Genomic DNA, 23,206 nt, shown 5'->3' with positions numbered 1-23,206 from the left:
GAAATGGTAAGGTTTATTTCAAACTAAATCATTAAACCCATGAACAGGCAAGAAACAGATAAGGAAGCAAGAGCCACCAAGAACGTGAAAAACGTCTGGAAGTGGATCGTCGGCGTCGGTATCGTTCTTTCGCTGATCGCCTGGTTTGGCGGCTTCTTTAACCATGACAGAAATCTGTCGGGCCAGGCGGACAACCCGGCCGACCAGGGCACAACAGTCGTCGATACCGTGGCGTCCGATACATCAGGTACCCAAATGCGTGCCGATACGGTTAATGAGCACGTCCGCGGTACCCAATAGTGGCTATTTTATCAGTGCATCATAAAGAATCTCCACCGGGTGCATGGCTTTGCGCCCGGTACCGTCTTTGATCTGATGGCGACAACTCGTCCCGGCAGCCGCGATGATCACATCTTCGGGCTGCTGCCGGACAGTTGGGAACAACACCAACTCGCCGATCTGCATCGACACCTCATAATGCTCCTGTTCATACCCGAACGACCCCGCCATTCCGCAGCAACCCGACGGTATGAGTTGAACATGATAATTTTCAGGCAACTGCAAGGCCTTTTTAGAAGCCGTTAAAGTCGAAAGCGCTTTCTGATGGCAATGTCCGTGCAGCTTGATCAGCTGATTTTTACCCGCAAATGCAGATTTAAGAATGCGTTTCGCATCGATTTCGCGTGCGATGAACTCCTCGAATAGCAATGCATTCTCCGCGATCTTTTGCGCATGCTCCCGCTCGCTTTCGCCTACCAGATCCACATATTCATCCCGGAACGAAAGAATTGCTGACGGCTCGATGCCCACCAGCGGCGCGTCATAAGTGATTTTATCTTTCAATAATGCCACATTCCGCACAGCCAGTTTCTGCGCCTCTTTTACAAATCCTTTGGACAAATACGACCGCCCCGATTCCAGATGCTCGGGAATAATGACCTCGTAACCCAGCTTTTCGAGCAGTAATACCGCTTTTTTGCCTACTTCCGCATCATTATAGTTGGTAAATTCATCGCAGAAAAGATACACAGTCCGGGAATGCGGCGCAGTTGCCGGCTTGCTTCGCTGGTGTTTTTCCCACCAGCTTTTCAGCGTCTCGCTATCCAGCTTCGGCATGGAGCGTTCAGGATGAAAACCGACCATTTTGTTGGCAATTTTCCGCAATGCGGGCGTCCCGAATATGCCGTTGAATGCCCAGGGAGCGATCGAGGCCAGTTTCATTTGGTTTGAAAAATTGGCGATCAGCTTGCTGCGCATCGGTATGCCGTGCGTTTCATAATATTGCTGTGTGAATTCGGCCTTCATTTTGCCAATATCCACGCTGGAAGGGCATTCCGATTTGCAGCCTTTGCAGGAAAGGCACAGATCGAGCACTTCTTTTACCATTTCCTGACTGGTATTAGGAGCGGTCTCGGGCGTGAGGTACTGCCTGAGAATGTTCGCACGGGCCCGCGTGGTGTCGCGCTCGCTGCGGGTGGCCATGTAGCTGGGGCACATGGTACCGCCGGTTAGTTCGGTTTTCCGGCAGTCGCCCGAGCCGCTGCACTTTTCGGCTAACCGGAGAATGCCTTCTTGCCTCGAAAAGTCGAATATGGTATCGATCTTCGGGCTGGGTTTGTCCTGGGCGTAGCGCAGAAACTCGTTCATCGGTGGGGTGTCCACGATTTTGTTGGCATTAAAAACACCATCCGGGTCCCAAATCCGCTTCACCTGCCTGAACATTTCATACACTTCCTCGCCCATCATGAAGGGAATGAATTCTCCACGCAAGCGCCCGTCGCCATGCTCGCCGGATAATGCACCATTGTATTTCTTCACGAGTACGGCCGTATCTGCCAGTACATCGCGGAATTGCTGTTTTCCTTCACTCGTTTTCAGGTTGATCATCGGCTCTACATGCAGCTCGCCCGCGCCCGCGTGTGCGTAGTACGACGCGTGCAAACCATGTTTGTCCAGCAATACCGCCAATTCTTCAATGTATGCCGGTAAATCTTCCACGGCTACCGCACAGTCTTCGATCAGGTTCACCGGCTGGGTGTCGCCGGGCAAGTTGCGGATCAGGCCGAGACCGGCCTTGCGGATGTCCCAGGCTTTGTTGGCATCGTCACCGAACAATAGCGGGTAGGCATATCCCAGGTTTTCAGCCTGTAACTGCGCGATCAGTGCAGCAGCTTTTTGCTCTACTTCCTCTTTCGCAATGCCCCAGAACTCCACCATCAGCATCGCAGCGGGGTCACCTTGCATGAAAAAACGATTTTGGGAGTACACATTATGGTTTTTGGTAAAATCCATAATGTATTTGTCGACCAGCTCGGAAGCCTTCGGATCGTACGCCATCGCCACCCGATTAGCGTGCAATGCCTCCGCGAGCGAGTTCGTATGCACGCACACGACGCCCACCGCTGCGGGCGGGGCGTCCACCAATGCGATTTTGGCCTCGGTAACAAAGCATAATGTACCCTCGGAACCCGCGATAAGATTACAGAGGTTGATATTTCCTTTTTCAAAATTCCTGACCAATGCATCCAGCGCATAACCGGAGTTGCGGCGCGTGACGGTCGGTTTCGGAAACTGTTTTTTGATTAAATCCTGGTCGATAGGATTGGATATGAGCCCGAACATACCCGCGAGAATAGATTGCAGGCGTTGGCCTTTGATCTGCTTTTCCCGGATTTCCTTCGTAAAATCGGCGATGGTTTGCTCGCTGAAAACCGCTTCGGAGCCATCCGCAAGCAGTACTTTCACTTCCAGCAAATGATCGCGCGTGGCGCCCCAGGTGATGGAATGCAGCCCGCAGGAGTTGTTCCCGATCATTCCGCCGATCATCGCGCGGCTGGCTGTGGAAGTTTCGGGGCCGAAAAGCAGCCCGTAAGGCGCAAGATGTTTGTTCAGATCGTCGCGGATCACGCCCGGTTGCACGCGTACCCATTTCTGTTCTGCATTTACTTCGATAATCTTTCGGAAATGCTTCGAAATATCGACCACAATGCCTTTTCCCACCACTTGACCGGCCAGCGACGTGCCTGCGGCGCGGGGTATCAACGTCACCTTATTGCTTTGGGCAAAACCGATCAGCGCACGGATATCCTCCACGGTTTTTGGCAAGGCCACCGCCACCGGCATTTCCTGGTAAACCGACGCGTCGGTGGCGTAAACGGTGCGCTGGGCTGTGTGTAGCGTGGAATTGTCAAAATACAACTCCCCCTCGAACCGGGCGCGGAGCGTATTGAACTGGAATTGTGAAACGCGGGTCATGGGAACAATCGATAATCAGGGAGCGAATTTACAGTAGTTGGCCTATTAATGCTTTGAAAAACTGCATTAATGTGCCCGCGGCCCACGCTCAGTAAGCCGCCGGAACAGATACCACCAGGAGTTACGTATATTGGCACAATTTTTACACTTCCTATTTTGGTAAAAAACAGTTTTCCCTTGCGAACCGATGAAACACATAAACATTCTGATCCTCACACTATTCTGCCTAGCACTGAGCTGGACTTCTTACGCGCAAAATACGGCCAATATCACGCTCACAGCGGCAAAACAAGCTCCCGTGACCGTTACGCTGGTGCTGGAAGATGTACATTTTCACCCCAATCTGGGCACGGGCCTTGCCGACGCGAAGCTCGACGCCGTGGCCTCGGTGAATTTTGCAGACAAAACCACTGAAAAAGCCGTCATCCAGCTCAGCGAGCCCAAAATGATGCGCCTCCAATACAGCGGCAGCGGTGTGAATAAAACCTGGATGCTATTCCTCCAACCCGGCGACGACCTGACGATCAATGTCGCGGAGAATGCAGACGTGACTTTCACAGGAAAGAATGCAGGTTACCAGACATTTTTGAAGAATTATTTTCTGGAAAACCAATACCAGTACTTGCCGGTTTTCGGCTACAAACCCTCGCAAATCGATAACAAAAGCGTGGTACAGCAGAGCGACAGCCTGAAAAAAGTACGGCTGGATGCATTTGAAAAATTCAAAATGGCTAATCCGGTCGTGCCGGCATTCGAAGCGTATGTGCTTGCTACGACAGCGACCGAGCCGTCGCTCACCCGTCAGCTCATTCAGGAAAAGATCATGCGCCGTAACCGCGTGGCGAAACTCGACGCGACGCAACGGAAAGAACTCGAAGATTTCACATTGACCGACTTTAAAATCCAGCCCGACGACGCATTGCTCAGCCAGGCCTACCGCGACGAGCTCCGCAACTGGGCACTCATCCCCTCGACCCGCAAGTACCCGCTAGGTTCGGAAACACGATATGAGATCAGCCCCGAGGCATTGAAGGATGTGTATGCATTCAGCAAGGAAAAACTGGCCGGTTATCCCAAACAGAAAGAATACCTCGCCACCTACTGGCTCAATTACGCCGCAACGGCGATCCCGGGCATTGAAACGGCGAAAACAATGCTGGCAGATTACAAAACGACATTCCCGCAATCGCCTTACACCGAATATGTTTCCAAACTGATCCAGACCAAAGAATCGCTGCAACCCGGCGCGGCCATCCCGGACATTACATTGCTGGGTACGGACAGCGCGGCGGTAACGGTTTCCTCATTACAAGGCAAGCCGGTGCTGATGGTATTTTCGTTCAGTATCGGCCAGCACGAGCCGGGATTGAAGGTTTTGGAAGATAAATATGCGGACAAGGTGACGTTCGCCTACATTTCCGTCGCCACAGGCATTCCGCTTTCGACCTGGAAACAATATGTGAAGACGCGCCCGACGGCGAAGCATTTATGGGCTTCGGACGAAAATATCGAGGTTCTGAAAGAGAAATATGGCATCGATATCCGGTATCCGTTCCTGGTGATCGACGGTGCGGGCAAGATCGTGAACCGATGGATTCCGCAGGAGTTCCCTAACAACAAAACGCTGGAAGCTGAATTGCAAAAAGTGGCCAAATAGCATGGCATGGTGCGAAGCAGGACCTTCGCACCATCACAGCATTATTCTGATCGAATGCACCGGCTCCTCGTACCGGTAAGAAATCCGCAGCTCACAATTATCACAAATCTGCTTCACGATCGCCAGCCCAAGCCCGAGCGATTCTGCTCCGGCAGATTCTTTCTTGAACCGTTCGAACAACCGCTCCGGCTCGCTTTTTAGCGGATTGCCCGTGTTGCTGACCTGTAAATAGTCGACACCGGATTCCAGCCTGAGCTCCCCGCCGGTATAGTTGTGCCGGATCGCATTGTTAATCAGGTTGGTTAAAAGAATCTCCGCCAGCGCCGGCGACATCACTTTACGGAAACTACCTGCCGACTGCAAGGAAACCCGGATGTCTTTATGCTGCAAAATATCTTCAAAATCTTTCAGCTTGTTCAATGCGAGCTCCGAAAGATCGAGTTCTTCCTGTTCCGTAAACTGCTGGTTTTCAATTTTTGCCAACAATAAAAGGCCCTGATTAAGCCTCGACATCCGCCGTGCCGCATGGTAAATCTCTTCGATCCAGTAGGTATGGTTTTCGCCAAGATCTTTGGATTGAATAAACTGCTCCACGCGTGCATTGATGAGCGCGAGCGGCGTCTGGATTTCGTGGGAAGCATTCTCGGTAAACTCGCGCAGGCTGCGGTAGTCGTGCTGCATCTTCGAAGCCATTTTCTCCATCACATCGCCCAGCTCGTTGAACTCCGTGATTTCGCTGCGCACCGTTTCCAGCGGCTTGTTTTTCGTCCAGTCGAAATCCTTGATTCTAGCCAGCGAATCATAAAACGGTTTCCATAGCTTCCCCGATAAAACACGGTGAAACAGGAAGGTACTGACCAACAAAAGCCCCAAAAATGCGATCATCGCAACCGAAATGGCCTCAATCAGCTTGTAGGATTCGATCATCGACTTCCGGATCGCGACGCGGTACGGCGAGCCGCCGATCAATGTGTAGAATGTGAGCTGCCGGAACGGATCGGCCGTTTCGTCGTAGCGGTTGCTGATGAGCGTGTCCGTAAATGCAACCTTATTGTCGAATTTGCCAAATACCGGTACGACCTCGATTTTATTCTCGACGAAGTAGGAATTGTTGGACCAGGTGTCGTTCGCGCGGACGTAAGTCTCGAAATCCTGCTTTTCGACCATCAATCGGCTCTCCACCTCGTCGTAGATCATGAAATTGATGATCCAGTAAAAAGCAATCCCCACCGCCACGTAAATGAGCAAGGAGGCGATCAGGTAAATGCGACTGGCTTTTTCGAGCAGTTTCAAGGTGCGGTGAATTTGTAACCTATCCCGTAAATCGATTGAATGTAATCTTTTCCGCCCTTTTCCACGATTTTCCGTCGGAGGTTTTTGATATGCGAATACACCATGTCCAGCGAATCGGCCGAATCCATATTGTCGCCCCAGAGGTGCTCCGCAATGGATTCCTTGGTTAATGCGACATCGATATTGGAAAGAAAATAAAGCAGCAGATCGTACTCCTTTTTGGACAATGTGGTTTCAATGTCTTTAATAAAAACCTTCCGCGCAGGCAAGTTGACCCGGATATCCTTCCAGGTCATATCATTGTTTCCCCCAAAATTCCTGCGCCGGATGAGCGACTTTACCCGCGCATTCAGCTCGGAAAGATGAAAAGGTTTGGTCATATAATCGTCCGAACCGATTTCCAGCCCTTTTAACTTGTCTTCCAGCGTATTACGGGCCGAAATAATGATAATACCCGTCGCCGCTGCGATCTTTTTCAATGTTTTGATAATGTCGAAACCATTGCCATCGGGCAGCGTCAGGTCTACGATCGTGCAATCGTACTGGTACAAACTGATCTTTTCGTCGGCCTGCCAGAAGGTGTTGGCCACCTCGCAAACAAACCCCTCGCGGGAGAGGTAGTCGGTGATACTTTCTGCAAGCCCTTTTTCGTCCTCGACAACTAAAATTTTCATTCCTCTTTCAAAAGATACTTTACAAAAATACACCCTGAAGTTGGAAACATTTAGGAAGGATAATCGCGTAATAAACAGTCCATTGCAAGGTTGTGTTTCCCAAATGTTTCCAGAATTGAGCTCTAATTTCGGCTAAAAATCTCTTTAACCCGAATTATGAAGCACTCCCAGTATCATTCGGTTTCCCGCTTTTTTCCGCCGGGAAACGCGCATTCTCCGGCACACCGGATCTTCGGTATTAAAAACCGCTGGCTTGCATTGCTTTTCGCTGTCTTCGCATGCGTACAAGCAAATGCGCAGCACATTAAACTGCACGAGGCATTGGAGCAAGGCAAGGGCAATTTCCCCTTCCTGAAAGCCAAACAGGCCGAAATACACAGCGCCGAAAGCCGCATCAAATCCGTCAAAACAGACTATTTGCCTGCATTCATCGTGCAGGATCAATATACCTATGCCACGAGCAACAGTGTGGCCGGTGCCTTTTTGCCTAATGAGGGTAGCGCATTATCGCCCTCCGGCGGTATCCGTCCCGAAAATATCTACACGCCGACTTTCGGCAGTTTCACCACCGCCATGGTCGATTGGAAGGTTTTCAATTTTGGAAAAATTAATGCCAATGTGAATGCCGCCAAAGCCGACCTGGCCCGCACCCAGGCCGATTACGAGAACGAGCTCTTTCAGCATCAGGTCAAAATCATCGATGCCTATCTGCTGCTGCTGATTAACCAGAAACTGGTAGACGCCCAGCGCCAGAACCTGGAACGGGCCGCCGTTTTCAAACGTGTTACCGACGCCGCCGTCACTTCCGGCATGCGCCCGGGCGTCGATAGCTCACTAGCCGCGGCGGAATATGCCAAAGCCCAATTGCTGTTGCTGGAAAGCCAACGTTCAGAAAAGGCGCAACGCCTGCGGTTCTCGGAATTGACCGGTGAGCTGCACGACAGTATCGCGGTGGATACGATGGGTTTTTATGCCCAACTGCCCGTTGCTTCTTCTGAAATCGCATCATTTCTCAAAAACCCTGCATTAAGGTTTTCACAAGCGCAGATCGATGCCTCGGTGGCGCGGAGCCTTGCTGTTAAACGTTCCTATTTGCCGTCTGTTTCACTGGTAGGCGCTGGTTGGGGACGCGGTTCAGGAGTTTCGAACAAGGACGATTCCTTCCGCACCGATTTCGGCAGCGGGGTGAAATACCAGGTTTACAACTACCTGGTCGGCGTTTCCACACGCTGGAACCTGACCAATATTTTCAAAGTCAGAAACGACTATCACGCCGAGCAATTCCAGGCCGAGCGGTTCAAATCTTTATATAAAACCCAACAACTGCAACTCGACCGCCAGTCGCGCGAATCCGAAATCCAGTTCCAGCTCTCGCTTGCGCAGGCACGCCTTACCCCCGTGCAGCTCGCAGCCGCGCGAACCGCATTCAACCAGGCCGAAGCGCGTTACCAGAGCGGTTTGACCGACCTTTTCACATTGGCACAAAGTGTAAATGCATTGAACCGCGCGGAGATCGACAAATTCGTCACCAACGGCAATGCATGGCGCTCGCTGCTCCTGAAAGCCGCCGCCGCGGGTGACCTCGACATTTTCCTGAGCCAGATAAACAACTAATATTATGTATCAACTCATCAGAACTGCCCTCCGACAGCCCATTTCCATCGTGGTGGTCGTGATAGGCATCCTATTCTTCTCGATTCTGTCGATACGGAGCATTCCCGTCGACATTTTCCCTAACCTCGATTTGCCCACCATTTACGTGGTGCAGCCCTACGGCGGTATGGCGCCCGACCAGATGGACGGCTTCATCGCCACCCGCTACCAGGACCACTTCCTGTACGTGTCGGGTATCCGCGATGTGGATGTGAAAACGATCCAGGGATTATCATTGATCAAACTTTCGTTCTATCCCGGCACCGACATGGCGCAGGCCGCAGCGGAGGTCGCCAACAACGTCTCCCGCGCGAAGGCCTACATGCCCGAGGGCACCGTACCCCCGCAGGTGGTCCGTTTCGATGCCAGCTCGGTACCGATCGGGCAAATGGTGTTCGAAAGCGCCTCGCGGTCGCTGAACGAAATCCAGGATTTCGCGTCCTCCCGCGTGCGGCCGATGTTCAGCCGCATCGAAGGTGTTTCCAGCCCGCCGCCATTCGGTGGTAACCAACGTACGATCGTCGTACGGGTCGACCCGGAGCGCATCCGCAGCTACCATCTGACGCCGGAAGAGGTGATCAAATCCATTATTGCCAACAACCAGCCCTCGCCGGCCGGTAACATCCGTATGGGCGACAAAACTTTGATGACGCCGGTCAACTCGCTCATTAAGAAACCGGAAGATTTTTTAAATATCCCTATCCGCGTCGGAGCGGGACCTACTGTGTTCATTCGTGACGTAGGTGTTGTCGAAGATGGCGCGGACGTTACGGTGAGCTATGCATTGATCAATGGCCGCCGCGCAGTTTATATTCCGGTGGTTAAAAAATCGGATGCTTCGACGCTCGATGTGGTGAACAATATCCGCGCCGCACTGCCACAGCTGCGGAATGCCGTGCCGGAAGACGTAAAGATCTCCTATGAATTCGACCAATCGGTGTATGTGACCAACTCTTTGAAAAGCCTCATTACCGAGGGTATTCTCGGCGCATTGCTGACGGGTTTGATGGTGCTACTCTTCCTCAGGGACTGGCGCAGTGTGATCATCGTGATCGTAACTATTCCTATTTCAATTCTTTCGGCGGTGATCTTGATGAATTTGTTTGGTCAAACCATCAATATCATGACATTGAGCGGGCTGGCGCTGGCTATCGGGGTACTCGTCGACCAGGCGACGGTGACTATTGAAAACATTCACCAGCATCAGGAAATGGGCAAACCGAAAGAACAGGCCATTTGGGACGCGTGTAAGGAAATCGCATTTCCAGAATTCCTGATTCTGCTCGCAATCCTGGCCGTTTTTGCGCCGTCGTTTGTTATGAGTGGTATTCCAAGATCGATGTTTTTGCCACTCTCGCTGGCGGTAGGTTTCGCGATGATCGCTTCGTTTTTGCTTTCACAGACATTGGTACCGGTACTTTCCAACTGGCTCTTGAAAGACCATCCGCATCATGAAGCGCCTACTTTGGCCTTAGACAGCCAGGAAGTTAACGACGTGATCGAAGAAGGTGCGCACCCGTCGCTGCCGCCTACCGGTTTTGAAAAGTTTAAATTGAAATACCTGAATGTACTCGGCGGCATCATGGGCAAGCGCCTGGTCGTTCCGGTATATCTGGTCGGAACCATTGCATTAATCGTCGGCGGGTTCTTCCTCATCGGTACCGACATTCTACCCAAAGCCAACAGTCACCAGTTCCAGATGCGCATGCGGGTACCCGACGGTACACGCGTGGAGCGCACGGAAGAGGCTACGTTGAAGGTTTTGAATCTGATTAAATCGGAAGTGGGTAAAGAGCATGTCGAAATATCCTCGGCTTACGTGGGTACAGTTCCTTCCAGCTATGGTACTTCCAATATTTTCGTGTTCAACAGCGGCCCGCACGAGGCGGTTTTGCAGGTTTCCCTGAAAGAAGAATTTCCCGTAAAAATGGATGCATTGAAGGAAAAGCTGCGGGCAAGAATCGCGAAGGAAATTCCGAATCTGGCGATTTCATTCGAACCCATCGAGCTGGTCGACAAAATCATGAGCCAGGGCGCATCGACGCCGATCGAGGTGAGTGTAGCTGCCAAAGACGTGGAAGAGGCCGGAAGGTTTGCCCGTAAAATCCAGAAGGAAATGCAACAGATCGCATTCCTCCGCGACGTGCAGATCGCACAGCCATTGCAATATCCGATCCTCGACGTAAAAATCGACCGCGAACGGGCCGGGCAATTGGGTATTACCTCCACCCAGGTGGCGCGCTCGATGGTAGCAGCTACATCTTCCAGCCGTTTTACAGACAAAAACCTCTGGCTCGACGACGCGAAAGGGCTCGCCTATCAGGTTCAGGTTCAAATTCCGGAATACCAGATGACGTCCGTGGAAGATATTGGTACGATTCCTTTGAAAACCGGCGTCAGCAATCCGCTGCTGGCCGATGTGGCAACATTCTCCGAAAAAACCGCCCCCGGAGAATACGACCGCGCCGGTCCGAACCGGTTGGTGACCGTCACGGCCAACATTCATAAAAAAGACCTCGGTGCTGCCACTACCGCCGTTCAGAAAGCGATCAAGAATGCAGGCGAACCGCCGCGCGGGGTGATTGTAGAGCTGAAAGGCCAAACCGAACTGCTGACAGAAACATTGAGCAGCTTGCAGACCGGTCTTTTGATCGCCGTCGTGATCATGTTCCTTCTGCTCGCAGCTACTTATCAGTCGTTCAAACTTTCGTTGGTAGTACTTTCAACCATCCCGGCAGTAGTTGTGGGCTCGATTGGCCTGCTGTTACTTACCGGCGCGACGTTGAACCTGCAATCCTACATGGGACTGATCATGTCCGTCGGGGTATCGGTAGCGAATGCGATCCTGATGGTAACCAATGCCGAAAACCTGCGCCTCAAATTGCAAGATGCGCACAAAGCCGTAACGCTCGCAGCCGGCAGCCGTATCCGCCCGATCCTGATGACGAGTATCGCGATGATCGCCGGGATGATCCCGATGGCATCCGGCCTCGGCGAGGGCGGCGACCAGATCGCGCCGCTCGGGCAAGCCGTAATCGGTGGGCTGATCGCTTCCACACTGGCATCTCTGCTCATTTTACCTGCGGTATTCACGCTGGTACAGCGTAAAGCGTCCGTCAACTCGGTATCCCTCGATCCCGAAGATCCCGAAAGCAATTTCTTCCGTAAAAAACTCCAAACAGCTGTTTCCATGAATACCTTGAAATCCATTCTGATATTGATCACCGTCGCGGCCGGTATGAGCGCATGCAGCAGCACCGCCGAAACCAGCGAAAAGCACGAAGCCAAAGCCCCGGCCGAGACCCAGGTTGTGGAACTGGCCTATGTAAAAAGCATGAAACCGGCCAAGCAGATCGCATTACCCGGCGAGTTGAAACCGTGGAACAAGGTCAGCATTCATCCGAAAATCAAAGGTTTTGTCAAAACGGTGAATGCAGACCGGGGCACAATGGTGCGGAAGGGGCAGGTTCTGGCAGTATTGGAGGCACCGGAAGTGATCTCCGAACTAAGCCAGGCCAAAGCGCAGCTTATCGCCGCCGAAGCCGCATTACAGCAAACAACAACCCGCTATCAAGCCAGCGCATTGACATACAGCCGCTTGCAAAAAACCAACCGGACTGAGGGAGCCGTCTCGCTCAATGAGCTTGACCTCGCCAAAGCACGCGCAGCCGCCGACAGCTCGGCGATGTCCGTAGCCAAAGGGAATGTACAGGCCGCGAAGTCATTTATGGAAACCAAAACAGAGCTTTCGCATTATCTTACCGTCACAGCGCCGTTCGACGGCATTATTACGGAAAGAAATATCAGCCCTGGCGCGCTTGTAGGCCCCGGCGAAGGCGGAGCCAAGCCTTTATTCATTTTGGAAGACAACACCAAACTACGTCTGACGCTCGCGATCCCCGAAAACATGTCGAGCGCCATCCCTAACAAAGGCGAAGTAAGTTTCACCGTTTCGGCCAGTCCCGAGAAAATCTACAAAGCTGTTTACGCCCGCAGTTCCCGCACATTAGCCGAAGAAAACCGTTCCATGATGACCGAATTCGACGTCAACAACCGTTCCAACGAGTTAAAAGCAGGTATGTACGCACAGGTACAACTCAACACCGAGCGCACGGGTAACACCCTTTTTGTTCCGACAACCGCCGTCGTCAATTCCAGCGAGCAGGTATTTGTGATCCGCGACAAAGGCAAAAAAGCCGAATGGGTACCTGTTAAGCGTGGCGTGGTGGTCGATACGCTCGTGGAAGTATTCGGGGATTTGCACGATGGGGACGCCATTGTGAAAAAGGCATCCGAGGAGTATCGAAACGGGCAGGATTTGTAGGAGAAACCGTAAGAAAAGCATTAGCCGATCGACGAGCCAAAACCCGAAGAACATCGCAGGATCAGAATGGAAGAAACGGGTTTTAGAGAAGAGTGATTTATCATACAAAATGCCGGACATAAGCCCGGCATTTTGTATGATGAACATTTAACAAATTACTTCCTGCTATAAGTATCCAGCGTGGCCTGTGGAAACGAACGGAGAATATCGGACATCGTGTTTTTGATCATGGTATTCTGATCTTCCTTCTTGGTTGGCGCCTTCACTTTTCCGGATGCCCAACCCTGCCATACCATTCGCTCGCTCGCTTTCTGGTAAATATTCAGGATAAAGCGGCTTTCCTGGTAATTGTAGGTAGAAATATTGTTGCCACCTCCATACCACCACATGTATGGAGAATACATATTATTGGAGCGTACTTGCTGACGGTCTTTCACATCCGTCATAAACCGCACCACGATTTCGGGATTCTGGGTGTCCATTTTGTAGCCTTTGGCTTCCATCACTTCCACCACGGCATCGCCCAACCGGCGCCTGTTCAGTTCGCTACCCAGCAACGGGTCCTGTTCCATATTATGCTCGGCCTCCACTTTGAAGGTTTTGAATTGTTTCAGGTTCACAGCCGAGTCGTAATCGTAACTGACTTGAAGGGCATTGCTGCACGCCATCATGAATACACCCGCCACAACCGCCATACCAGCGGATTTTATCAACTTCACTATGGTTTTCATCGTGTTTTTGAACGTTTGGTTATGTTACATTACTCTGACAGTTTCAGAGGGGATTTGGTTTAAATGCCTGTGAAACATCTATTAAACTTATAAACAAATAAAACTGATATATCGATCGCCTAAATTACTTATTCTGACCGGTTTCAAACGTTTGCAGGCCCTTCAAACCCGCTATTTAACTTTACCGTGATCCGGCCTCGTCTGTTGCAGCCGCGCATTGAAAATAAACAGGCCTGAAACAAAAACGCGCCCGGATTTTGCCGGACGCGATGTACTGGGAATATATAAGGGACCACGAACTTTAATGACCTATCCTAGACGTGTTTATAGTCAGGATGTTTGTAAGGAGCCCGGTAGGCGCGGGCAAGTAATGCATTGGCTTCTCTATCACCCACAATTTCGCGTTTTATTGGGTCATAAACAATTGAACGGCCCGTTTTCATCGAAAGATTTGCCAAAATGCAGCTGGACGTCGAAATATGCCCCTCTTCGATGTCGGCAACCGGCCTGCCGCTGTTCTCGATCGCACTCAGGAAGTCGAGCATATGCAGGCGCGTTGCGGGTGCGGCATTCAGCTCGATCTTGTCTTCTTTCAGGTCTTCGGGATACTTCTCTTTTTCATAAACCACATCCTTGTGGATCTTCTCGCCTTTACCCTGCGGAATGAAATCGTAGGCCATGGTACTCGCCCAAAGCGTTCCTTTTTCTCCATAAAGCGTAAACGACCACGGGTAATCGGGGTTATTCGGCGTTCCCCAAGTGCGGTGCTGCCACACACAATTCAGTCCGTCATATTCGAAAATCGCCGATTGCGTATCGGATATATTAGACTTACCTTCTTTCTGCACATATATACCACCGGTCGACGAGATTTTTTTCGGCCAGCCCAGTTTCAGCATCCAGCGCACGGTGTCGAACATGTGCACGCACATATCGCCTGTGATACCGTTGCCGTATTCCATGAACGTTCTCCACCAGCGCACGTGTGGCGAGCCGTCGTACGGGCGCAGGGGCGCGGGACCGGTCCATTTTTCGTAATCCAGGTAATCGGGAACTGCTTCTACCGGCGGGTTACCATTTGCCCGCATATGGTAATAGCAGCACATTTCGACGTGCGAAATCTTACCCAGCAAGCCTGCATCCACGATATTTTTCTTGGCGTCGATCAAATGCGGCGTGCTTTTCCGCTGCGTTCCTACCTGTACGACCTTCTTATATTTGCGGGCTGCGGCCACCATCGCTTCCCCTTCCATTACGTCCACACTAATAGGCTTTTGCACATACACGTGCGCACCGGCCTTCACCGCGTCGATCATTTGCAATGCATGCCAATGGTCGGGTGTGCCGATCAGTACGATGTCCATTTCGTTTTCAGCAAGCATTTTCTGGTAATCGCCGTACAGTTTCGGTGTCTTGCCCGATTTCTGCCGCTGGCTCACCAGTTTGCCCGCTTCGTTCAATTGATTTTTATCTACATCGCAAAGCGCGATCACCTCCACCGGCGCTACCTGAATCAGTCTGAAAAGATCACTTTTACCATACCAACCCGTACCAATTAACCCTACACGCCATGTTTTGGCGGGATTGATCAGGTCCATTCCCTGCGCTCCGAAAGTGGAAAGTGCCAATGCAGCCGTGGCCCCGTGGAGAAAGCTACGGCGGTTGATATTGAAAGTATTCATTCGTGGTTTTGATTGGTTTTAGGAAACTGGCAAAATGCCATACGGGGGTAAAAGGGCGGGGAGCGTGGCGTTTTACTTTTAAGGGAAGATTATTTTACATTTGCGACATGTAGCGGCTCAACTTCCTGCATTCGATATGGTACTTACAATCCAGCGTTTGTATGCAGTCAGAGTTTTATCCTTTTCAGTCGGATAATGACCAACTTTATTTTGAGTTCGTAAGCGTCAGTTTCGAGAGAACTATTCGAAAAGCGGTGCTTTTTACAGAATTTCCGCATAGTAACGGACTTTTCAATCTGGCGCTGTTAGATGTACTTCCGAATGGAGAACTAAGTGATATTGCTTCCCCGGAAAACAATCTCGACTTAGAAAAAGTCATGTCGACTGTCTCGGAATGCTTACGTATCTTTTTGGAGCGATACCCCTACGCCGAGATAAAAATCCAGGGTAACACACCCGCCAAGAGCCGTCTGTACAGGATGGTTCTTGGAAAAGAGCTTTCAAATATTCAAAAGTATTACGAAATTTATGGTGACAGCGGCACTGTTGTTGAGCCATTTGAGCTTAATAAAACCTATCAAGTTTACATTTTAAAACTTAGACAGCGATGAAAACACCGGTTGAGAGTTTCGAAGACCGCAAAAAAAGAGTACTTGCCGACCCTAAGGTCCAGGCGATTCTCAAAGAAAAAATGGAAGCCACCCGGGAGTTTATTGAAAGCGGGGGACTCGAAAGGCTCCGTGCGTTAAAACGGTAGTCTATTTCAAAAACTTCTCAACGTTCCCCTTATCCACCAACTGAAATGGAATCAACACCTCCTTCTCAAACGCCTCTTTCTTAGCCGCTTTCACCGCCGTCTCAATCGCTTTTCCGCCTTGTTCTTTGGCATTCTGGAAAACGGTGGCGTCCAATGTTCCTTTTTTTACGGCTTGTAATGCGTCGGGAATAGCGTCTACACTCACCACGAGCACCTTACCCTTTAAACCCGCAGCTTCGAGTGCTTTCACGGCGCCCATGCCCATTTCGTCGTTTTGTGCAAAAATCGCGTTGATCTTGTCTCCGTAGGATTGAATCCAGTTCTCGGTAAGGGACATTCCTTTGGCACGGTCCCATTCGCCGGTTTGCTCCGCGAGCAGTTTGAGGCCCGGATTGGCTTTCAGGATTTCCTTCGCACCATTATCGCGCCTGATTTGCGCGGCCTGACCCATGAAACCGTGCATCATCAGCACATTCCCTTTGCCGCCGAGCTTTTCGGCAATGTATTTCATCGCAATGCGTGCAGATTCGGTATCGTCCGAGCCAACAAATGCGGTGGGCTTGGCAGATGTTTCGGAATTGACATTGATAATAGGAATTTTAGCGTCCATTGCCAGTTTGACGGCCGGTGAGCTCGCTTCCACTTCGCAGGGATTCATGATGATCGCGTCCACACCCTGGCCGATAAAGCTTTCGACCTGTTCCACTTGCTTCAATGCAGAGCGCTCTGCATCGACAGTAATCAGCTCCACGCCCATTTCTTTGGCCTTCGCTTCCATCGCATCGCTCACATTTACGATAAACTCGTTCTGCATACTCAGCATCGTCGCGCCGATCACCAGTTTTTTACCTCCGTCCGATCCCGACTCTTTGTCCGATGATTGATTACAGCCAGCAAGCGACGCGGCAGCGATAAGGGTAGCAAAAATTAAGTTACGTTTCATAAATCTATGTCATTAAGCCATCGGCGGTCGGCCGTCGAATTTATATTAATCAATCCTTCTTCCCCACCCCATCCAGCACCACCGCCCCGATAATGATCACACCCATCACCACTTGCTGGTAGTAAGAAGTCACATTCAGCAAATCCAGGCTGTTGCTGATCACACCGATCAGGAGTGCGCCGATCAACGTGCCTGTCATGGTTCCCGTACCGCCCGAGGTGCTGGTACCACCGATAATGGCTGCGGCAATTGCATCCAGCTCGAATCCGGCGCCCGCATTGGGTTGTCCGGTGGTAATGCGGGAGGTGAGCAGGATACCACCCAATGCAGAAAGCAACCCGCAAATGGTATATACCCACATTTTGACACGGCTCACACGTATACCCGACGCACGCGCAGCAGGCTCGTTGCCCCCCACCGCGTACATATAGCGCCCGAGGATGGTTTTATTTAAAACAACAGAACAAACTGCAAATGCGATGAGCAGAATAATGATCGGGAATGGAATGCCTGCGATATTGCCTCCACCAATGAAGTTGAATGCGTCGGAAAGATTTGAAACGGGCCGCCCTTTACTCAGGATTAATGCAAGCCCCCGGCCGATCGTCATTGTTCCTAACGTGACGATGAATGGTGGCACTTTGCTTTTCGTAATCACGAGGCCGTTGAATGCGCCCATCGCCGAACCGGCACCCAGCCCGACCAACAATGGTATCACAAGCGGATAAGTATCAGGATGCGCGAAACTCGCGGCGGCTACGCCCGTTACGGCTACCATCGAACCCAGCGAAAGGTCGATCCCGCCGGTAATGATCACAAACGTGACGCCAAATGCCAGCAATGCGTTGATCGACACCTGATTACCGATAATCAGCAGGTTAGAAACGGTAAAAAACTTCGGCGTACTCAATGCCAGCACCAGGCATATCAATGCAAATGCGAAGAAGATGCCGTACTGGCCCAGTTTGGAGAGTCTGTTCATGCGTTGGTTGGGTATGGCAACATTGTTTGGTTTGGTCTGACCTCTCACGGCCGTTCACGGACAATGTTTCATGGTTACATTCACTGTAATTCATCGGCGGTCGGCCGTCGGCACCGCTTACGCTACCGCATACTGCATAATCACCTCCTGCGTAGCTTCCGCCTTTGAAAGCAGCGCGGTTTGTTTGCCTTTGGACAACACCAGTATCCGGTCGCTGAGGCCCAGGATTTCCGGCAGCTCCGATGATATCATGATGACCGCCATGCCCCGGTCGGCGAGGCTGCGGATCAGTTTATAAATTTCAAATTTCGCCCCGACGTCAACGCCACGTGTCGGCTCGTCGAGAATGATGATTTCGGGCGAAGCGAGCAGTACTTTGCCGATGACGACTTTTTGCTGGTTTCCCCCGCTCAAATAGGTTACATGCTGACCGGTACCGGCCGTTTTGATCTTCAAATCGGCGATCATTTTTTCGGTGGCCGACTGTTCGCTGTGTGTGTCGATAAAACCGCCTTTGCGGTGATTGTTCATGCTCGAAAGCGTGATATTGTCCTTCACAGACATCCGGGGAATAAACCCAAGCCCTTTCCGATCCTCGCTCACGTAGCCGATGCCCCGGTCGATGGCCTCGCGCGGCGTACGCGCATGAAGCGGAGAATCTTTGATCGTGATTTCTCCCTCATCCCATTGGTCCAGCCCGAATATCGCCCTGGCGATTTCAGTCCTACCCGCACCCATTAGTCCTGCTAACCCCAGTATTTCTCCGGATTTTACATTAAAACTGATATTCCAAAACTTGCCCGCCCTGCCCAGGTTCCGCACCGAAAGTACTTCCTGTCCAAGGGGCTGCGTCGCTTCCGGAAACATCTGATCGATCTCCCGGCCGACCATCATGGCGATTAATGCATTGTAATCGAGTTCTGCGGCGGATTTGGCACCGATGTATTTCCCGTCGCGCAGCACCGTAATGGTGTCCGAGATCCGGAATATCTCATCCATTTTATGGGAAATATAAATGATGCTGACACCCTGCGCTTTCAAATCCCGGATGATCTGGAACAATGTCGCTACCTCTTTGTCGGAAATCGCCGAAGTCGGCTCGTCCATGATGATCACTTTGGCATTGTGCGAAATAGCCTTCGCGATCTCGACCATTTGCATTTGTGCCACGCTGAGGTGCTTCATCTTCGCCTTCGGAGCGATATTAACACCCATTCGATCCAGCAATGCAGCCGCACGCTGATTAATTTCAGCATCATTCAACCAACCGGACAACACGCCGCTTTTCCCCGAAACTTCCCTTTCTCTGCCCAGAAAAATATTCTGCGCCACGGTCAGTTCGGGAATGATCAGGATTTCCTGATGGATCATGCAAATGCCTTTTTTCAAAGTTTCATTCACATTGCTTCCTACCAGGTTTTCGCCTTCCAGCAAAACCTCCCCGGAATCCGGCGTCAGCAGTCCGATCAGTATTTTCATGAAAGTGGATTTCCCAGCCCCATTTTCGCCCATTAAGGCATGCACTTCGCCTTTTTTCAGGTCAAAATGAATATTGTCCAACGCTTTGACGCCGGAGAATGACTTGGAAATTTCCTTAACCCTCAGAATGTAGTCGGACATACCAGTATCGAAACTGAGGCTTTAACCCTATCCGCAGAACAGATCCGGTTAAAGCCTCAGATTATGAATGCATTATTGGATTAACCTTCCCAGTGTACGCCGGTATCCTTCCAGCTTTTGGAAGCCGCCGAATCGAGTACCGCTTCGCACACTTTCTGCGTTTCGTAAGCGTCTTTGAAAGTCGGTGAGCAAGGTTTGCCGGTTTGCAGGCTTTCGAAGAAATCCGCCGCCTGGTGTATGAACGAATGCTCATAACCAATGCTGGTACCCGGGATCCACCAACGTTTCATGTAAGGTTGGTCGCCGTCGGTCACCAGGATAGACCTCCATCCACGAACGATCGAGTCGTCGGCGTGATCGAAATATTCCAGTCGGTTCAGATCATGCAAATCCCAGCGGATAGAAGCATGCTCACCATTGATTTCAAAAGTATAAAGCGCCTTGTGGCCACGCGCATAACGCGTAGATTCGAACAAGCCCAATGAGCCGTTGTCGAAATGGCAATGGAAGATACAAGCGTCGTCGATGCCCACTTTCTGAACTTCTCCGGTGCCTGCATGTTTGCGTTCTTTGATGAATGTCTCAGCCACGGCCGACACATCCTTGATACCGCCATTGATCCACATCGCGGTGTCGATACAGTGCGCGAGCAAGTCGCCGGTTACGCCGGAACCCGCCGCGTCCACATCGAGGCGCCAGGTAGCGGTTCCGCCCTGCGGTACATCCGGGCTGATCGTCCAGTCTTGCAGGAAGTTCGCGCGGTAATGGAAAATACGGCCCAGCTTACCTGAATCCACTATTTGTTTCGCCAAAGTCACGGCAGGTACGCGGCGGTAGTTATACCAGACCGTGTTTTTAACACCTGCTTTTTCAATAGCATCCACCATTGTTTTCGCCTCCGCGAGTGTACGTGCAAGCGGTTTTTCGCAAAGGATCATCTTACCTTTTGCCGCCGCCGCCAATGCGATCTCTGCATGGGTATCGTTCGGCGTACAAATATCCACCGCATCGATATCGTCGCGTTCGATGATTTTCCGCCAGTCCGTTTCGTACGACTCGTAGCCCCACTGCTCGGCGAAAGCCTTCACTTTCTCCTCGTTGCGGGAACATACGGCCGCCAGCACCGGGCGGTATTCGAGTTCCGGGAAAAAGTCCCCGATTCTTTTATAACCATTGGTATGCGTGCGGCCCATCAAACCGGAACCGATCAGGGCAACGCGTATTTGTTTTTTTTCTGACATTGGTTTTGTTGGTTGGGGCTTTCAGCGTGTTGCTTCGAGCCTTAGGTTTTTGGAATATTCGAAAACGCTTACGCCTGCCACCCGTGCGCATTACGCACTTTCACGAGCGCAGCGAGGATGTCGTTCCACGTTTCCTGCTTGTACATTACCTCATTCGGGAACATACAGCCGTCCCAGCAAATGTGGCGGAATGCTTTCGTGAGTTCGCCTTTCTCGTCGCGGAGCCAGAAGCCTGCGTGGTGTACAATGTCGAGCTTGCCATTCGGGTCGGTTGCGAGGCAGTGGCGGCCGGTTTTATCGTGTGAGCCGGTTCCGTGAACGGTTCCGTCGTTTTGTGCTACGTGGAAATCGATGGTCCACGGACGCAGCGCGGCGGTCATTTTCTTGAAGGCCTCATCCAAAGTAGCGCGATCATCCCATTGGAAATCGGCGGGCAGAATGCGGTCTTCCGGCGCATTGTAGCCCAGCAGGTAAAGGAATGTATGCGACATATCAGCCTGGAAACCTACATTCGGGCGGTCTGTCGCTTCGAGTGTATCGATCATCGCTTTCCAGCTGTGCATGCCACCCCAGCAGATTTCGCCTTCGGCAGCCAGGCGTTCGCCGAAATCGGCTGCCACGTCGGCCGCACGTCTGAAAGTTTCCGCAATTTGTTTGGTATTGCCTTTCGGGTCGGCCGACCATGCTTCCGGCGAAGCAGCGGAGTCGATGCGAATCACGCCACCGTTACGGATACCGGCGTCGCGGAGTTGCTTACCGAATTCGCATGCCTTACGTACCTGCTCCACAAACGTATCGCGGGCATCCTGGCTGCCCATCGCCGAACCGGCCCATACATTGGCTACCAGACTTCCGGCTTCGAGGTTATACCCCGCCAGTTTGTCGGCCAGGCGCTTACCGCCATCGGCTGCATTCAGGTATTCGCCGATATGCTCGTCGAAAAGACCGATATCGACACCGTCAAACTTCACGCCGTCTACCTCCGCGGCAGCGGTTTTTTCCAACAGTGTATCAAAAGGAATGATCGGCTCCGAGTCGGAACCTTTGCCCACGATACCAGGCCATGTGGCATTGTGGAGTTTAGGGAAATTATTTTCAGGCATGGTTTAAGGAATTTTAGTTTTTTACAATACTAAATCAGGGTTACCTGGACCGAAGTGCTTTAAAATCACAATCGGGTCGGTTTTGGACGGGTTGCTGATCGTAACGCCTTCAGTCGCGGCGGTTTCGCTTACGAAATACTCGTCGTTGGTCAACTGTCCGTAGCGGATCAATGCAGGGGTTTCGATATCCCACACACCGAATTTACCATGGCCCTGCATCACAATCATTCCGTATGCGGCAGCGTCGGTAATGGTAACAGTCTGTCCTGGAAAAACGGTAAGTTCCTTGGCACTGTAAGCCTCGTTTTTATAGCAAATCCAGTTTTCACTATACCCTTCTTCCGCCATCGCAGCGACATCTTTTACCGGTTTGGGGCGCATGAAATGCTTTTCCATCAAATTAGGATTTACATTCAAATCCCAGTCGATTACTTCCATCAACAGGTCATAATCGCCAATCCTGTCTTTCGGCGTTCCTTTCCAAAGCAATTCTTCCGGAATAACAGCCTCATTAACAAGAGATTGATACATCGCAAAAATATCTGATGCTTTTTGAGGCTCATAGGTACACAAGCTGCCTGGCGCATGTAACATGCCAGGAGGAACATCCCAGCCTGTTCCCGGTTCCAGACGAAACGCCTGGGAGTAATTGGTAATCTTATTGTCGCCCTTGGTAAAGTTCATCAGACACTCTTTGATCTGCTCTTTGGTAGTACCGGGAGCGATACCAATGAATGTATAGGGAAAATCGCCACCGTGGTTGTTCAGTTGAGGAGGGAAATAGTAGGCCTCAGGCTTTCCATTCTGGCCCACCATCGCGGCGTGCTCATCTCTGTGGTGAATATGATGCGGAAGCGGCCCCATATTGTCAAAAAATTTGGAGTACATAGGCCAGCTTTTGTATTGATCCCAAAGTCTGTCACCTATAATCTGACCTTTCAGCTCTTCTACCGCGTCTCGCAATGTCACTTTTTGTACGCCCGACTCATCTTCCAAAACGATTTGGCTCAAACCTTCATTTTCGCCTGTAAGCGGCCCATTTTCCGCAGGAGTCGTGGACGACAACCAACGCTCATCGATACCACCACGCTCTCCACCCAGCACGTAATAATCATCAGGGTGCAACTTGATCCTGCGACCGGGAACGCAAAACGAACGCGGCACCCATGTCGGCGCCAGACGCAAAATTCCCTTTCCCTGCTCCAACGCCTTCTCAGCTATACTTGAAAGTCCCATTGTTTTTGTATTAAAGAATTGGTTTTGGTTATAAATATGGTGGTGCGTTGCACCG

17 protein-coding genes are annotated in these 23,206 nt (G+C 51.3%); 6 read left to right on the top strand and 11 right to left on the bottom strand.

All coding sequences use genetic code 11. The features are described 5' to 3' along the window. Positions 1-39 precede the first annotated feature (39 nt). Complete coding sequence (locus tag BMW93_RS07640) at positions 40-300, top strand: hypothetical protein (RefSeq protein ID WP_090374634.1); 261 nt, start codon at positions 40-42, stop codon at positions 298-300. A gap of 3 nt (positions 301-303) precedes the next feature. Here BMW93_RS07640 and BMW93_RS07635 read toward each other — a convergent pair whose 3' ends face one another. Continuing rightward, on the bottom strand, positions 304-3,255 hold the full coding sequence (locus BMW93_RS07635) for an FAD-binding and (Fe-S)-binding domain-containing protein (protein WP_090374633.1): 2,952 nt from the start codon (positions 3,253-3,255) through the stop codon (positions 304-306). Positions 3,256-3,442: 187 nt separating this feature from the next. On the opposite strand from BMW93_RS07635, the gene BMW93_RS07630 reads away from it, so the two are divergent. Continuing rightward, positions 3,443-4,912: a thioredoxin family protein gene (locus BMW93_RS07630; protein WP_090374632.1), complete on the top strand. Its 1,470-nt coding sequence runs from the start codon at positions 3,443-3,445 to the stop codon at positions 4,910-4,912. A gap of 33 nt (positions 4,913-4,945) precedes the next feature. On the opposite strand, the gene BMW93_RS07625 is transcribed toward BMW93_RS07630, so the two are convergent. Both BMW93_RS07625 and BMW93_RS07620 read right to left on the bottom strand, forming a co-directional pair. Beyond that, positions 4,946-6,205 carry a HAMP domain-containing sensor histidine kinase gene (locus BMW93_RS07625; RefSeq protein WP_177194042.1) on the bottom strand — a complete coding sequence of 420 codons (1,260 nt, stop codon included), beginning with the start codon at positions 6,203-6,205 and terminating at the stop codon, positions 4,946-4,948. Beyond that, complete coding sequence (locus BMW93_RS07620) at positions 6,202-6,879, bottom strand: response regulator transcription factor (protein ID WP_090374631.1); 678 nt, start codon at positions 6,877-6,879, stop codon at positions 6,202-6,204. Before BMW93_RS07620 ends, BMW93_RS07625 begins: the two co-directional genes overlap by 4 nt. A gap of 156 nt (positions 6,880-7,035) precedes the next feature. Between BMW93_RS07620 and BMW93_RS07615 the strand changes: the two genes are divergently transcribed. Next, entirely contained in the window at positions 7,036-8,493 is a 1,458-nt protein-coding gene (locus BMW93_RS07615) for a TolC family protein (protein WP_090374630.1), read from the top strand. 4 nt (positions 8,494-8,497) lie between these two features. After that, positions 8,498-12,856: an efflux RND transporter permease subunit gene (locus BMW93_RS07610; protein WP_090374629.1), complete on the top strand. Its 4,359-nt coding sequence runs from the start codon at positions 8,498-8,500 to the stop codon at positions 12,854-12,856. 155 nt (positions 12,857-13,011) lie between these two features. Here the strand turns inward: BMW93_RS07610 and BMW93_RS07605 are convergent, their stop codons facing one another. Together BMW93_RS07605 and BMW93_RS07600 are read right to left on the bottom strand one after the other, a co-directional pair. Then, the gene (locus BMW93_RS07605) at positions 13,012-13,587 is read right to left on the bottom strand and encodes a DUF4136 domain-containing protein (protein WP_090374628.1); all 576 of its coding nucleotides are present in this window, start codon (positions 13,585-13,587) and stop codon (positions 13,012-13,014) included. Between the two features lie 314 nt (positions 13,588-13,901). Next, positions 13,902-15,269 carry a Gfo/Idh/MocA family protein gene (locus tag BMW93_RS07600; protein WP_090374627.1) on the bottom strand — a complete coding sequence of 456 codons (1,368 nt, stop codon included), beginning with the start codon at positions 15,267-15,269 and terminating at the stop codon, positions 13,902-13,904. A 161-nt stretch (positions 15,270-15,430) separates the two neighbouring features. Between BMW93_RS07600 and BMW93_RS07595 the strand changes: the two genes are divergently transcribed. Beyond that, positions 15,431-15,880: a DUF6934 family protein gene (locus BMW93_RS07595; protein WP_090374626.1), complete on the top strand. Its 450-nt coding sequence runs from the start codon at positions 15,431-15,433 to the stop codon at positions 15,878-15,880. Continuing rightward, complete coding sequence (locus BMW93_RS35385; RefSeq protein ID WP_177194041.1) at positions 15,877-16,026, top strand: hypothetical protein; 150 nt, start codon at positions 15,877-15,879, stop codon at positions 16,024-16,026. The genes BMW93_RS07595 and BMW93_RS35385 overlap by 4 nt, the downstream gene beginning before the upstream one ends. A 1-nt stretch (position 16,027) precedes the next feature. Here BMW93_RS35385 and BMW93_RS07590 read toward each other — a convergent pair whose 3' ends face one another. The 6 genes from BMW93_RS07590 to BMW93_RS07565 form a co-directional block, all read right to left on the bottom strand. After that, on the bottom strand, positions 16,028-16,969 hold the full coding sequence (locus BMW93_RS07590) for a sugar ABC transporter substrate-binding protein (RefSeq protein WP_090374625.1): 942 nt from the start codon (positions 16,967-16,969) through the stop codon (positions 16,028-16,030). A 49-nt stretch (positions 16,970-17,018) separates the two neighbouring features. Next, positions 17,019-17,951, bottom strand: a complete 933-nt coding sequence (locus BMW93_RS07585; RefSeq protein ID WP_090374624.1) for an ABC transporter permease — start codon at positions 17,949-17,951, stop codon at positions 17,019-17,021. 117 nt (positions 17,952-18,068) lie between these two features. Further along, entirely contained in the window at positions 18,069-19,571 is a 1,503-nt protein-coding gene (locus tag BMW93_RS07580; RefSeq protein ID WP_090374623.1) for a sugar ABC transporter ATP-binding protein, read from the bottom strand. A gap of 80 nt (positions 19,572-19,651) precedes the next feature. Further along, positions 19,652-20,812 (bottom strand): Gfo/Idh/MocA family protein, encoded by a 1,161-nt coding sequence (locus BMW93_RS07575; protein ID WP_090374622.1) that lies wholly within the window; start codon positions 20,810-20,812, stop codon positions 19,652-19,654. Positions 20,813-20,880: 68 nt separating this feature from the next. Next, positions 20,881-21,915, bottom strand: a complete 1,035-nt coding sequence (locus tag BMW93_RS07570; RefSeq protein ID WP_090374621.1) for a TIM barrel protein — start codon at positions 21,913-21,915, stop codon at positions 20,881-20,883. Between the two features lie 21 nt (positions 21,916-21,936). After that, a complete protein-coding gene (locus BMW93_RS07565; RefSeq protein WP_090374620.1) occupies positions 21,937-23,151 on the bottom strand; it encodes a class I mannose-6-phosphate isomerase in 1,215 nt (404 codons plus the stop codon). Positions 23,152-23,206 lie beyond the last annotated feature (55 nt).

Source organism: Dyadobacter sp. SG02 (genome assembly GCF_900109045.1).
Lineage (GTDB): Bacteria > Bacteroidota > Bacteroidia > Cytophagales > Spirosomataceae > Dyadobacter.
This window is presented reverse-complemented; position numbering and strand designations above follow the sequence as displayed.

Excerpts from the sequence above, each read along its gene's own strand:
- BMW93_RS07640 (WP_090374634.1), top strand. The coding sequence starts at position 40 with ATGAACAGGCAAGAAACAGATAAGGAAGCAAGAGCCACCAAGAACGTG.
- BMW93_RS07635 (WP_090374633.1), bottom strand. The coding sequence starts at position 3,255 with ATGACCCGCGTTTCACAATTCCAGTTCAATACGCTCCGCGCCCGGTTC.
- BMW93_RS07630 (WP_090374632.1), top strand. The coding sequence starts at position 3,443 with ATGAAACACATAAACATTCTGATCCTCACACTATTCTGCCTAGCACTG.
- BMW93_RS07620 (WP_090374631.1), bottom strand. The coding sequence starts at position 6,879 with ATGAAAATTTTAGTTGTCGAGGACGAAAAAGGGCTTGCAGAAAGTATC.
- BMW93_RS07615 (WP_090374630.1), top strand. The coding sequence starts at position 7,036 with ATGAAGCACTCCCAGTATCATTCGGTTTCCCGCTTTTTTCCGCCGGGA.
- BMW93_RS07610 (WP_090374629.1), top strand. The coding sequence starts at position 8,498 with ATGTATCAACTCATCAGAACTGCCCTCCGACAGCCCATTTCCATCGTG.
- BMW93_RS07605 (WP_090374628.1), bottom strand. The coding sequence starts at position 13,587 with ATGAAAACCATAGTGAAGTTGATAAAATCCGCTGGTATGGCGGTTGTG.
- BMW93_RS07600 (WP_090374627.1), bottom strand. The coding sequence starts at position 15,269 with ATGAATACTTTCAATATCAACCGCCGTAGCTTTCTCCACGGGGCCACG.
- BMW93_RS07595 (WP_090374626.1), top strand. The coding sequence starts at position 15,431 with ATGCAGTCAGAGTTTTATCCTTTTCAGTCGGATAATGACCAACTTTAT.
- BMW93_RS35385 (WP_177194041.1), top strand. The coding sequence starts at position 15,877 with ATGAAAACACCGGTTGAGAGTTTCGAAGACCGCAAAAAAAGAGTACTT.
- BMW93_RS07590 (WP_090374625.1), bottom strand. The coding sequence starts at position 16,969 with ATGAAACGTAACTTAATTTTTGCTACCCTTATCGCTGCCGCGTCGCTT.
- BMW93_RS07585 (WP_090374624.1), bottom strand. The coding sequence starts at position 17,951 with ATGAACAGACTCTCCAAACTGGGCCAGTACGGCATCTTCTTCGCATTT.
- BMW93_RS07580 (WP_090374623.1), bottom strand. The coding sequence starts at position 19,571 with ATGTCCGACTACATTCTGAGGGTTAAGGAAATTTCCAAGTCATTCTCC.
- BMW93_RS07575 (WP_090374622.1), bottom strand. The coding sequence starts at position 20,812 with ATGTCAGAAAAAAAACAAATACGCGTTGCCCTGATCGGTTCCGGTTTG.
- BMW93_RS07570 (WP_090374621.1), bottom strand. The coding sequence starts at position 21,915 with ATGCCTGAAAATAATTTCCCTAAACTCCACAATGCCACATGGCCTGGT.
- BMW93_RS07565 (WP_090374620.1), bottom strand. The coding sequence starts at position 23,151 with ATGGGACTTTCAAGTATAGCTGAGAAGGCGTTGGAGCAGGGAAAGGGA.